This is a genomic window from Streptomyces sp. XH2, from assembly GCF_049725035.1.
In the GTDB taxonomy this organism is placed as follows: Bacteria; Actinomycetota; Actinomycetes; order Streptomycetales; family Streptomycetaceae; genus Streptomyces; species Streptomyces roseoverticillatus.
In genome coordinates this window covers 115,915-128,150 of sequence record NZ_JBMMMZ010000020.1, presented here as the reverse complement: position 1 = coordinate 128,150, position 12,236 = coordinate 115,915, and the positions used below count along the sequence as shown (strand labels likewise).

At 70.4% G+C, this 12,236-nt stretch carries 10 protein-coding genes; 2 read left to right on the top strand and 8 right to left on the bottom strand.

The window, feature by feature from the left end:
• Together ACOTKD_RS34380 and ACOTKD_RS34375 are read left to right on the top strand one after the other, a co-directional pair.
• A partial coding sequence (locus ACOTKD_RS34380) for an acyl-CoA carboxylase subunit beta (protein WP_424892910.1) occupies positions 1–1,025 on the top strand: 1,025 nt, incomplete at its 5' end.
• An 11-nt stretch (positions 1,026–1,036) separates the two neighbouring features.
• Positions 1,037–1,231, top strand: coding sequence for an acyl-CoA carboxylase subunit epsilon (locus ACOTKD_RS34375; protein WP_106680080.1), 195 nt, complete (start codon positions 1,037–1,039; stop codon positions 1,229–1,231).
• A gap of 181 nt (positions 1,232–1,412) precedes the next feature.
• Here ACOTKD_RS34375 and ACOTKD_RS34370 read toward each other — a convergent pair whose 3' ends face one another.
• From ACOTKD_RS34370 to ACOTKD_RS34335, 8 genes are all read right to left on the bottom strand, one after another.
• Entirely contained in the window at positions 1,413–1,994 is a 582-nt protein-coding gene (locus ACOTKD_RS34370) for a GTP-binding protein (RefSeq protein ID WP_049717346.1), read from the bottom strand.
• On the bottom strand, positions 1,975–2,499 hold the full coding sequence (locus ACOTKD_RS34365; protein WP_078660667.1) for a DUF742 domain-containing protein: 525 nt from the start codon (positions 2,497–2,499) through the stop codon (positions 1,975–1,977). Before ACOTKD_RS34365 ends, ACOTKD_RS34370 begins: the two co-directional genes overlap by 20 nt.
• An 83-nt stretch (positions 2,500–2,582) precedes the next feature.
• Entirely contained in the window at positions 2,583–3,005 is a 423-nt protein-coding gene (locus ACOTKD_RS34360) for a roadblock/LC7 domain-containing protein (protein ID WP_049717348.1), read from the bottom strand.
• A 1-nt stretch (position 3,006) separates the two neighbouring features.
• A complete protein-coding gene (locus ACOTKD_RS34355; protein WP_424892909.1) occupies positions 3,007–6,165 on the bottom strand; it encodes a nitrate- and nitrite sensing domain-containing protein in 3,159 nt (1,052 codons plus the stop codon).
• 373 nt (positions 6,166–6,538) lie between these two features.
• Complete coding sequence (locus ACOTKD_RS34350) at positions 6,539–7,108, bottom strand: GTP-binding protein (RefSeq protein ID WP_223268207.1); 570 nt, start codon at positions 7,106–7,108, stop codon at positions 6,539–6,541.
• Positions 7,109–7,115: 7 nt separating this feature from the next.
• On the bottom strand, positions 7,116–7,523 hold the full coding sequence (locus tag ACOTKD_RS34345; protein WP_030370003.1) for a DUF742 domain-containing protein: 408 nt from the start codon (positions 7,521–7,523) through the stop codon (positions 7,116–7,118).
• A 104-nt stretch (positions 7,524–7,627) separates the two neighbouring features.
• Positions 7,628–8,050 carry a roadblock/LC7 domain-containing protein gene (locus tag ACOTKD_RS34340; protein WP_049717348.1) on the bottom strand — a complete coding sequence of 141 codons (423 nt, stop codon included), beginning with the start codon at positions 8,048–8,050 and terminating at the stop codon, positions 7,628–7,630.
• Positions 8,051–11,815 carry a nitrate- and nitrite sensing domain-containing protein gene (locus ACOTKD_RS34335; protein WP_424892908.1) on the bottom strand — a complete coding sequence of 1,255 codons (3,765 nt, stop codon included), beginning with the start codon at positions 11,813–11,815 and terminating at the stop codon, positions 8,051–8,053.
• Between the last annotated feature and the right edge of the window lie 421 nt (positions 11,816–12,236).

The window sequence follows — 12,236 nt, the reverse complement described above, 5'->3', positions numbered from 1 at the left end:
CGCCGGCGCTGACGGACTTCGTGTTCATGGTCCGCGAGACCTCGCAGATGTTCATCACCGGCCCCGACGTCGTCCGCGCCGTCACCGGCGAGGAGATCACCCAGAACGGCCTCGGCGGCGCCGACGTGCACGCGGAGACCTCGGGCGTGGCGCACTTCGCCTACGACGACGAGGAGACCTGCCTGGAGGAGGTCCGCTACCTCCTCTCCCTCCTGCCGCAGAACAACCGGGAGAACCCGCCGCGCGTCGCGAGCGAGGACCCGGCCGACCGGCTGGGCGAGGCCCTGCTCGACCTGGTGCCCGCCGACGGCAACCGCCCGTACGACATGCGCAAGGTCATCGAGGAGATCGTCGACGACGGCGAGCACCTCGAGGTCCACGAGCGCTGGGCCACCAACATCATCTGCTCCCTCGGCCGCCTGGACGGCCAGGTCGTCGGCATCGTCGCCAACCAGCCGCAGTCGCTGGCCGGCGTGCTCGACATCGAGGCGAGCGAAAAGGCTGCGCGCTTCATCCAGATGTGCGACGCTTTCAATATTCCGATCATCACTCTTCTGGACGTCCCGGGCTTCCTCCCCGGTGTCGACCAGGAGCACGGCGGGATCATCCGCCACGGCGCGAAGCTGCTCTACGCGTACTGCAACGCGACCGTGCCGCGGATCTCGGTCATCCTGCGCAAGGCCTACGGCGGCGCCTACATCGTCATGGACTCCCAGTCGATCGGCGCGGACCTGACCTACGCCTGGCCGACGAACGAGATCGCCGTGATGGGCGCCGAGGGCGCGGCCAACGTGATCTTCCGCAAGCAGATCGCCGAGGCCGACGACCCCGAGGCGATGCGGGCGCGGATGGTCAAGGAGTACAAGGCCGAGCTGATGCACCCGTACTACGCCGCCGAGCGCGGGCTGATCGACGACGTGATCGACCCGGTCGACACCCGTCAGGTGCTGATCCGCGCCCTGGCGATGCTCGCCTCGAAGCACGCAGACCTGCCCTCCCGCAAGCACGGCAACCCGCCCCAGTAAGGGAGAAACGCATGACCGACACGCTCGTCCGCGTGGAGAAGGGCACGGCCGACGCCGAAGAGCTCGCGGCCGTCACCGCCGTCCTCCTCGCCCGCGCCGCCGCCACGAACGACACGGCGCCGCCCCGCCCCCGCCGCACCACGGCCGCCTGGCGCCGCCTGGAGCGCTCGCCGGGCTTCCGGGCGCCGCACAGCTGGCAGGGCTAGAAGAACCCGCCTCCAACGCCGTACGGGCTTGAGACCGCTGCGAGACAGCGGACTCAAGCCCGTACGGCGTTGGTGCTTCTGTGCTTCACATCACGGCACACGCAGAAGGTCCCCGCACACTCCACGAGGAGCGCGGGGACCTTTCTGCGTCGATGGGGCCGGCGTCGGTGCGGCCGGGGCCTCACCGCAGGCGCGCCATCAGGGCGTGCTCGACCAGGGTGATCAGGGCGCTCTTCGCCTCGTTGCGGTGGCGGGCGTCGGTCGTGATGATCGGCGCGTCGGGGCCGATCTGCAGCGCCTCGCGGACCTCGTCCGGCGTGTAGGGCTGGTGACCGTCGAAGCCGTTGAGGGCGATGACGAAGGGCAGGCCGCTGTTCTCGAAGTAGTCGACCGCGGGGAAGCAGTCGGCGAGACGGCGGGTGTCGACCAGGACGACAGCACCGATGGCGCCGCGCACGAGGTCGTCCCACATGAACCAGAAGCGGTCCTGACCGGGGGTACCGAACAGGTACAGGATCAGGTCCTGGTCCAGGGTGATACGGCCGAAGTCCATGGCCACGGTCGTCGTGGTCTTGTCCGGCGCGTGGGTGAGGTCGTCGATGCCCGCCGAGGCGGACGTCATCACGGCTTCGGTCCGCAGCGGGTTGATCTCCGAGACCGCACCGACGAACGTGGTCTTGCCCACGCCGAAACCGCCTGCCACCACGATCTTCGCGGAGGTGGTGGAGCGGGCTGCCTCGCCGCTAGAGGTTCCGAAGTCCACTGAGCACCCTTTCGAGCAGTGTCACGTCAGGCTGGCCGCCGGCGGACTCGTCGCCGCCGGGCTGATGGATGGCGACGAGCCCGGCCTCCGCCAAGTCGGCGACGAGGATTCGGGCGACGCCGAGGGGAATGGTGAGAAGTGCCGAGATCTCGGCGACCGACTTGATCTCCGTGCACAGGTGGCAGATGCGCTGGTGTTCCGGCAACTGCCCGTGAAGCTGGGCCGGCTGGGCCGTGGTGTGCACCAGCGCCTCGATGGCGAGCTGGTACCGCGGCCGGGTCCGGCCACCGGTCATCGCGTAGGGGCGGACCAGCGGATTGTTCCGCTTGCCCCCGGAGGGGGACTGCGACGCCCTGCGATGCTGGGGCGCCTGTGGTACTTGCGGCGGCCGTGATGGCTCCGCCTGCGCACGCGGGCTTGGTGCGGAGGGGAAGTTGAAGCGGTTCAGCGGAGGCTGAGCCTGCTGATCATTGCCATACGGGTAACCGCCGGGGGGCGTTGCCACGTCTCCTCCTCAACGTGCCTGTCTGCTGCTGGTCGCGCCACCGCACCCTATGGCGCGGTGGCGCGAAACGCACTGCCTCTTTGCTAGTTGAGAAGGCTCCCCTGCAGTTCGGCGCGGAGGTCCGGGGTGAGGACGTTGCCCGCGCGGTCGACGAGGAGGGCCATCTCGTAGCCGACGAGGCCGATGTCGCACTCGGGGTGTGCCAGTACGGCCAGCGAGGATCCGTCGGAGATGGACATGATGAAGAGGAAGCCGCGTTCCATTTCGACCACGGTCTGGTTGACGGCGCCGCCTTCGAAGATGCGGGAGGCTCCGGCGGTCAGTGAGGTCAGGCCGGAGGCGACGGCCGCCAGCTGGTCGGCGCGGTCCCTCGGGAACCCTTCGGACATCGCCAGAAGGAGTCCGTCGGCGGAGACCACGACGGTGTGGGACACCCCTGGGGTGTTCTCCACGAAACTGGTGATCAACCAGTTCAGGTTCTGCGCCGCCTGGCTCATCGGGCTCACACTAACGCTCCTGATCGTAGGTGCCGCCGGGGCCGAAGCCCTGGTCGTGTTGCTCATGCTGCTGTGTGGTGGCCGAACCGCTGTCGGCCCCCACGGTGCGCCCCTGCTGGACGCCGCGGCGGAGATTGCTCAGCCGGCCGCGTACGTCCTCAGGGGCACGGGATATCTGGGGCCCGCCCTGCGGCGTCTGCGCCGCCTTGCCCTCGATCAGATTGGCCTTGGGCACTCGGCGGGGCAGTCCGGAAGGGGTCACTCCACCGGCCTTCGGATCCCGGAGCTGCTCGGCACGCTGCCAGCGCTCGTCGTTCTCCGATCGCCAGTCGGGGCTGTCACCCTCGTGAGGCTGCTGTGGGACGTCCTGCTGGGGCTGCTCCGGTTCGCCGGCCCCCGCGGCCTCTTCGACAGACTCGGACTGCTGCCACTGCGTCGCGCGGCGCGGCAGACCGGACCCGGTCAGCGAGTGGGAGCCGCTCGAAGCGGGGCCCGGACGGTCGAACTCTACGCGCTCGGGCTGCGCCGTGTCAGCGGGCGGCAGTGATTCCGAATCCGCACCGTAACCCTGCTGGAGGCCGTCCTGGTACGTACCAGGCTGCTGCCAGACGTCGCTCCGGGTCTGACCGGTGGTCTCCCCGTACGACTGCTGCTGCGGGTAGCCGGAGTCCTGGTAGCCCTGCTCGGCGTACTCCTGCTCCGGGTAACCGGAGTCCTGGTAGCCGTGCTGCGGCTGCTGCTCGTACGACTCCTCGTACGGCTGGTCGCCGATCGCCGGGAACTGCTCGGTGTGCTGGTGACCCTGCTGCTCGTACGGCTGCTGCTCGAACTGCGGCTGCTGCTGCTCGTGCTGCTGGGGCACCTCGTCGCGGAACAGCGGGCGGCTGTCGTGCGCCGCCTCCAGCGCCGCACGCCGCTCCTCGCGGAGCCGCGAACGGTTCACCGGGTCCAGCGCGGCGTTCGGCGTGCCCTGCTGGTCGTAGCGGGAGTCGTCGAAGCCCAGCTCCGCCGCGGTCCGCATGCGGCCCATGGCGGGCGCCTGGCCGCCCTGCGGCTGGTCCGGGACCATCTGCGAGACCGTGAAGCTGTCGGGGGACAGCTCCTCCTCGCCACCGCCACCGTGGGTGATCCGGTCCGGCAGCATGACCAGCGAGGTCGTGCCGGCCTGCTCGCCCGAGGGGCGCAGCTGGACCCGGATGGCGTGCCGCGCCGCCAGGCGGCCGACCACGAAGAGCCCCATGCGCTGGGAGATCGCGGCGTCCACGGTCGGCGGGTTGGCCAGCTTGTGGTTGATGTCCGCGAAGTCCTCGGCGGTCAGGCCGATGCCCTTGTCGTGGATCTCGACCATCACGCGGCCGTCGGGCAGCCGCGTCGCGGTGACGCGCACCTTGGTGTGCGGGGAGGAGAACGTGGTGGCGTTCTCCAGGAGCTCGGCCAGCAGGTGGACGAGGTCGGTCACGGCGAGGCCGTGGATCTCCGCGTCCGGGACGCCCGAGAGCTCGATGCGCTCGTAGGCCTCCACCTCGGAGGAGGCGGCGCGCAGCACGTCCACCAGCGGGACCGGCTGGTCCCAGCTGCGGCCGGGCTCCTCGCCGGCGAGGACCAGGAGGTTCTCGCCGTTGCGGCGCATTCGGGTGGCCAGGTGGTCCAGGCGGAAGAGGTTCTCCAGCTGGTCCGGGTCCGCCTCGTGCTCCTCGAGCTCGGTGATCAGCGTCAGCTGACCCTCGATGAGGCTCTGGTTGCGGCGCGAGAGGTTGGTGAAGATCGCGTTGACGTTGCCCCGCAGCAGGGCCTGCTCGGCGGCGAGCCGGACGGCCTCGCGGTGGACCTGGTCGAAGGCGCGGGCGACCTCGCCGATCTCGTCCCGGGTGGTGATCGGGATCGGCTGGACCCGGGTGTCGACCCGGCCCGGGTCGGTCCGCGACAGCTGGTCGACCAGCGCCGGCAGGCGCTGCTCGGCCACGTCGAAGGCGGCGCGCCGCAGGCGGCGCATGTTGCGGCTCATGGAGCGGGCCATCATGCCGGCCACGAAGAACGCGAGCAGCAGGGCCACGATCATGATCGAGGAGTTGACGATCGCGTCGCGCTGGGCGTCGGAGGAGATCTTCTCGGCCTCGTCCACCGCCTTGTCGGTCAGGTACGTCTCGACCGAGCGGTACGCGTCGAACTTCGCCGTGGAGGCGTCCAGCCAGCCGTCGGCCGTGATGCCCGCGGCCTCCAGCTGCTTGGGCGTCTTGCCGGCCATGATGGCGCCGGCGATCTTCTCCTGCTCCGACGACTTCGCCTTGGTGGCGATGGCGTCGTTGAGCCGGCTGATGTCGTCCTCGGAGCCGCTCGCGTCGTACTCGGCGCGGGCGATGTACTCGAGGAAGTAGTAGGAGGAGAACGACGTCCGCTGGAGCTGCTGCTCCTTCGGGTCGGCGTTGCCCTGGACGAGCAGGTGCGTGCCGATGGAACGCTGCAGCGACTCGGCGGCCTTGGCCAGCGAGACGGCGTAGACCATGCGGCCGTAGGAGACGACGTTGTTGGTGCCCAGACCGGAGCCCAGCTCGTTGGCGAAGGCCATCAGGGGACGCTGGATGGCGCCGTAGCCGTCCTCGGTCTTCACCCCGGGCAGCTTGGACGTGTAGGCGGCCTTGCGCAGGTCGGGCAGGGTCGCCTCGGCCTCGCGGAAGAGCTTCATGCGGCGGCGCAGCGGCGCCGTGTCCGGCATGTCCTTGACGGTCTTGTCGAACTCCGCGCGGGCGGCGTCCGTCGCGTCCTGGGTCTTCTTGACGACCGGGTCGTCGCGGTGGCCCGTCAGGAGCGGCTTGGCCGTCAGGTCGCGCTCGTCGATCACCGCGTGGGCGTAGGTGGCCGCGGCCCGCACCACTCGGGCGGTGTTCGCGGCGTCCTTCGCCTCCTCCCAGGTGTCGACCGACCCCTTCACGTCGAGGCCGCCGAAGACGAGGGCCACGATCACGGGGATGAGCAGGATGACGTTCAGCCGGGTGGGCACCCGCCAGTTGCGGGGTGAGAACCGGCCGCCGGAACCCGCGGCGGGAGCCGGGGTCTCGGGCACGCTGGAAGCAGGGGAAGCCGAAGGCGGCACCGCTGCGCGTGACGGCGGGGTGAAGTTGCCTCGCCCGTCCTGCGTCTGCTGTGCGGCGCCCGTCTTTCTGCGCGTCACTCGACCAAAACCTCTCGGCGTCGGCACCCGGGTTGTGTGCCGTTTTTCGAACTGAGCCGTTACTGCTCAGTTCCTGGAATTCCAGCACGTCGGGGGTGCGCATTCCAAACAGCGGGGGCTCCCGCCAGGCCACTCGATTTGCCCGACATAAAACGGGCATTAAGAGCGAGCGGCGCCAAATGGCGGGCGACATGTGCGCAGAGTGAAGTCGGCCGAACGCGGTCTGTTGCCGCGTCCGGCCGATTCTCTGTCGAAACGTTATGAACTCCGGGCCGGGTCGTGTCCAATGCCACAACCCCGGAACGGCGTCGTACGGGGCAATGTACGTGACGCGTGACGTGCCGGAAGTTTCTGACGAACAGCCACCGAAGAGCTACTTCAGCCGGGCCATCAGAGCGTGCTCGACCAAAGTGATCAGCGTGCTCTTCGCCTCGTTGCGGTGGCGGGCGTCGGTCGTGATGATCGGCGTGTCCGGGCCGATCTGCAGCGCCTCGCGGACCTCCTCGGGAGCGTAGGGCTGCTGTCCGTCGAAGCCGTTGAGGCCGATGACGAAGGGCAGGCCGCTGTTCTCGAAGTAGTCGACCGCGGGGAAGCAGTCGGCGAGACGGCGGGTGTCGACCAGGACCACGGCACCGATGGCGCCGCGCACGAGGTCGTCCCACATGAACCAGAAGCGGTCCTGACCGGGCGTACCGAACAGATAGAGGATCAGGTCGTCATCAAGGGTGATACGGCCGAAATCCATCGCCACGGTCGTCGTGGTCTTGTCCTGAACGTGGCTCAGATCGTCGATCCCCGCCGAGGCGGAGGTCATGACGGCTTCGGTGCGCAGCGGACTGATTTCCGAGACCGCGCCGACGAACGTGGTCTTGCCCACGCCGAAACCGCCGGCCACCACGATCTTCGCGGAGGTGGTGGAACGGCCCGTGCCGCCCCCACCCATGCCCCCGCTAGAGCTTCCGAAGTCCACTGAGAACCCTTTCGAGCAGTGTCACATCCGGCGTCCCGCCGGACTCGCCGCTGCCGCCCGGCTGGTGGATCGCCACCATGCCGGCCTCCGCCAGGTCCGCGACCAGAATGCGCGCCACGCCGAGCGGCATGTTCAGCAGCGCCGAGACCTCGGCGACCGACTTGACCTCGCGGCACAGGTGGCAGATGCGCTGGTGCTCGGGGAGCAGGGTCCCGAGCACGGCCGGGTCGGCCGTGGAGCTGACCAGCGCCTCGATGGCCAGCTGGTAGCGCGGCCGGGTACGGCCGCCCGTCATGGCGTAGGGGCGGATCAGCGGCTCTTCGCCTTCACTCCCGTACGGCGCGTGATGAGAGGCACCGTACGGGCCGGGCGAGGCGGGCGGGGTCATGAATCCTCCGGACGGGACAGCAGGACTGGCAATAATGCCGTCGAGCGCGGGCCGGTGGGGGGTTTTCGGCCGTACGGTCGGACGGGATCAGCAGGAAACATCGGTCAGTTCAGCAGGCTGCCCTGGAGCTCGGCGCGGAGGTCCGGGGTGAGGACGTTGCCCGCGCGGTCGACGAGGAGGGCCATCTCGTAGCCGACGAGGCCGATGTCGCACTCGGGGTGTGCCAGTACGGCCAGCGAGGATCCGTCGGAGATGGACATGATGAAGAGGAAGCCGCGTTCCATTTCGACCACGGTCTGGTTGACGGCGCCGCCTTCGAAGATGCGGGAGGCTCCGGCGGTCAGTGAGGTCAGGCCGGAGGCGACGGCCGCCAGCTGGTCGGCGCGGTCCCTCGGGAACCCTTCGGACATCGCCAGAAGGAGTCCGTCGGCGGAGACCACGACGGTGTGGGACACCCCTGGGGTGTTCTCCACGAAACTGGTGATCAACCAGTTCAGGTTCTGCGCCGCCTGGCTCATCGGACTCAACTAACGCTCCTGCTGGTAGGTGGGGTCCACGGTGTGGTTGCCCGTGGACGAGGTGTTGCCGGCCTGACGCCCCTGCTGGATGCCCCGGCGGAGGTTGGTCAGACGGCCGCGCACGTCGTCGGGCGCACGCGAGACCTGCGGGCCGACCTGCGGGACCGCCTGCGTCTCCGCGGTGCCGTCGACGAGGTTCGCGCGCGGGACGCGGCGCGGCAGCCCGGAGGCGGTGGTGCCGCTCGAGGCGGGCTCGCGGACCTGCTCGGCCCGGCGCCAGCGCTCGTCGTTGGGGGACTGGCGCCAGTTGTCGGCCGCGGCCTGCTGCGCCTGGGGCGCCTGGCGGGTCTGCGGCACGGGGCGGGCCTGCGAGGGGCGGGTCGGCCGGCTCGCCTGCGGGGCACGGGGCACGTCGCCGAGCGGACCGCGCTCCGGGTCCTGGAGGGACTGGCGCGGCTGACGCTTCGGCAGGCTCTCCCCGGAGGGGGCCTCAGCGGCCTGCTCGGGCGCGGCGGCCTGGTCCTCGCCGGCGGCGCCCCGGAACCAGTTGGACTCCAGCTCCTCGAACAGCGGCGAGCTGTGGCCGGCCTCGCGCAGCGCCGGACGGGCGAACTGACCGGTGGTGCTGGTCAGCGGGTCGTCATCGGCTTCCGGCTGGGCGTACTGACCGGACGTGCTGTTCGGCGTGTCGCCCTGCACGGGGCGGGCGAACTGACCCGAGGTGCTGTTCGGCGCTTCGCCGAGGGCGGGGCGCTCGTACTGGCCCGAGGTGCTGCCGGGGGCGTCGCCCTGCGCGGGGCGGGCGAACTGACCGGAAGTGCTGTTGGGTGCCTCGCCGAGGGCGGGGCGCTCGTACTGGCCGGACGTGCTGCCGGGGGCGTCGCCCTGCGCGGGGCGGGCGAACTGACCCGAGGTGCTGTTCGGAGCGTCGACGGGGCGCGGGCGCTCGAACCGGCCCGTGCTGCCGGACGCGTCCGGACCCGCACCGATCGCCGGGAACTCGGCGGTGTCGCCGGGACCGGCGCCCGGGAGGGCCGCACGGGGCGCGGCCTGGGGCCCGGGGAACTGGCCCGTGCTCTCGACGTCCTCGTGACCGCGCGGCGTGTCCTGCGCGGAGCGCGAGGAGGCGTTGCCGGCGACCGGCCAGTCGTCCACGGGGGCGGCGGGCGGCGTCGGGGCCTGGGGCGCCTTGGGCGCACCGGCGGACTTCTCGCTGCCCCAGCTCGGGGCCTGGCGGGCCGGGAGCTCGCCGGCGCCGTTGCCACGACCGGGCTGGCCGGGCTGACCGGACCGGCCCTGCTGGTCCGGCTGGGCGGACTGCTGCTTGCGGCGGCCGGCCTTGCCCGCCTGGGGCGGCGGGGGCGGCACCGCGGCGGGGCCGCCGTTGCCACGGGTCGGCAGCGTGGGTCGGCCACCGGCACCCTGAGGGGGCGTCCGGTCCGCACCGCCGCGCGGGGAGGCATCGAAGAGGCTGCCCGCGGCGGGGTTGGCACCGCCGCCGGGCGCCGGGGCGCGCGTCGGCAGACCGCCGTCGGGCGCACCCTGGCGCGGGGGCAGCGCGGGGCGCTGCTGGCCGGCGGCGGGCGGCACCTGCCGGCGCGGGGCGGAACCCGCGGGGACGGCGTTGCCGCCGGGCGCACCGTTGCCGGCCGGGGGCACGGCACCCGGCATCGGCTTCTTGCCGCCCTGGGCGACGTCGACCGGCAGCATGACGAGCGCGGTCGTACCGCCCGAGTCGGACGGCCGGAGCTGGATGCGGATGCCGTGTCGCAGGGACAGGCGGCCGACCACGAACAGACCCATGCGCCGCGAGACCGAGACGTCCACGGTCGGCGGGCTGGCGAGCCGCTCGTTGATGGAGGCGAGGTCCTCCTGGGAGAGACCGATGCCGGTGTCGTGGATCTCCACCAGCACCCGCCCGTCGGGCAGGGCGTGGCCGGTGACCTTGACCTTGGTCTGCGGGGAGGAGAACGAGGTCGCGTTCTCCAGCAGCTCGGCGAGGAGGTGCACGAGGTCGTTGACGACGCGGCCGGCGACCTCGGTCGGCGGCACGCCGCTCAGCTCGATGCGCTCGTACTGCTCCACCTCGGACGCGGCGGCACGGAGCACGTCGACGAGCGGGACGGGGCGGGTCCACCGGCGGCCCGGCTCCTCACCCGCGAGGACGAGGAGGTTTTCGCCGTTACGGCGCATGCGGGTCGCGAGGTGGTCGAGCTTGAACAGCGAGGACAGCTGGTCCGGGTCGGCCTCGCGGCTCTCGAGCTCGGAGATGAGCGAGAGCTGACGCTGGATGAGGCCCTGGCTCCGGCGCGAGAGGTTGGTGAACATCGCGTTGACGTTGCCCCGCAGAAGGGCCTGCTCGGCGGCGAGGCGGACGGCCTCGCGGTGCACGTCGTCGAAGGCCGCGGCCACCTTGCCGATCTCGTCGAGGCTGTGCACGCCGACGGACTCCACGGACGTGTCGACGTCCTGCGGGTCGGTCTCGGAGAGCTGCTTGACGAGCTCGGGCAGACGGTCCTGGGCGACCCGCTGGGCGGTGTCCTGCAGACGGCGCAGCGAGCGCACCATGGAGCGGGCCACGACGAAGGCGCCGACGAGCGAGATGCCGAGGACGAGGATGATCAGGACACCGTTGAGGATGGCGTCCTGCTGGGCGTCGTCACGCAGCTCGAGGGCCTTCTGCTCCATCTGGGAGAGCAGGGTCTGCTCGATCTTGGACATCTCGCCGAGCTTGACCGAGGCCTGGTCGTACCAGTCCTTGTAGGACTTCGGCTCGTTCTTGATGCCGTTGTCCTTGGTGAAGACCCGGTCGGTGTAGGTCTTGGCCTGGGTGATGTCCGCGTTGCCGCCGTTGATCGCCTGCAGCAGCTGCTGGGAGTCCGCGCCGCGGATGGCGGTGAAGCGGCGGATCGCCTCGTTCTCCGCGTCGTACGCCTCACGACCGTACTGCTGGTCGTTGGGCGAGAGGTACGCGCCCTTCTTGTTGGCGAGGGCGGCGCTGATCACGGCGCGCTGGATCGACGCGTACTCCTTGGCGGCGGAGAACGTCGCCAGGGCACGCGTGCTGGTGATCATGTCGGCGTTGCTGGTCGCCTGGGCCATGTCCTGGGACAGCGACAGCAGGGCGTTGATCAGGCCGTCGTAGTTGTTGACCGAGCGGGCGATGTAGTCGCTCTGCTTCGGGTCGAACGAGTCCTGCCGGACCTGCTTGATCTTGTTCAGCTGCCGGGTGATGTCGACCAGGGTGGTCTGCACGCCGACCATCGTCGGGTCGGTCGGCTTCACGCCCCGGGTGGCCCCGTTGAAGGCGTCGATCGCCTGGTTGGTCTTCTCCTGCGAGGCGACCACGGCGTCGTCGTCGGGCTTGCCGTCGGTCTTCGGACCCGCGGACCGGTCGCGCTCCTCCTGGAGCGCGTTGGCGAGCTGGGTCGCCTTGCCGGTCATGTCCGTGAGGAGCTTCATGTGGTCGAGCTGGTCGACGTTGGTGAGCGCGTCGTTGATGCGCAGGCCACCCAGGGTCGTCGCGGCGACGACGGGGAGGGCCAGCAGGGAGACGAGGCGGGTACTGATTCGCCAGTTGCGCAGGGCTATTCGTGAGCCCGGCCCGCTCGGCAGCTTGGCCTTGTCCGCCTTGGCCTTCGCCTTTGATGTGGCCTTCGGCCGGTCGGCGGATCCTTCGCCGGCCTGCCCTTCGGCGGACGGGCCGCGGTCGGTCGCACCGCGCGGCTCCGGCTCCGCCGCAGCGCTGCCATCCCTCTTGAAACGTCCCTGCACTAGCGTCGCAACCTCTGGACCAGGCGCCCCGCCGGTAGAAGACGGGACGGTGTCGAGTCGTGGGGGGACCGCGGTTGCCCCCTGGCGGTCCGTGGAATTCCAGCACAGTGCCAGATCTCCAACAAGGCCGGTGCACCCCACCGGCTCCGGCATCACGCTCAGTGCCGGAATTCGTCACGGGGCGTAGAGGACGAGGGCCTTTACAAGGGGCGTATACGGACAGACCTCCGGGTCGACGGGGAGGGTCGTCCGGTGTCCCAGATTCCATGATCAGGAGCGGAACGTCAGGTTCAGCCCTGCAATGTCCGATTCGTGAGTGCTGAACGGCCGCCCGGTTTGCGGCATATTTCGGCGCACTCGTGAGCAAACTCACAAGCGACTCAGGACTTCTCCCGCGGACGCGTGGGGATAGGCGCGCCTA

What these genes read in the sequence shown, in the direction of transcription:
- ACOTKD_RS34375 (WP_106680080.1), top strand. Translation starts at nt 1,037, where the DNA reads ATGACCGACACGCTCGTCCGCGTGGAGAAGGGCACGGCCGACGCCGAA.
- ACOTKD_RS34350 (WP_223268207.1), bottom strand. Translation starts at nt 7,108, where the DNA reads ATGGGTGGGGGCGGCACGGGCCGTTCCACCACCTCCGCGAAGATCGTG.
- ACOTKD_RS34345 (WP_030370003.1), bottom strand. Translation starts at nt 7,523, where the DNA reads ATGACCCCGCCCGCCTCGCCCGGCCCGTACGGTGCCTCTCATCACGCG.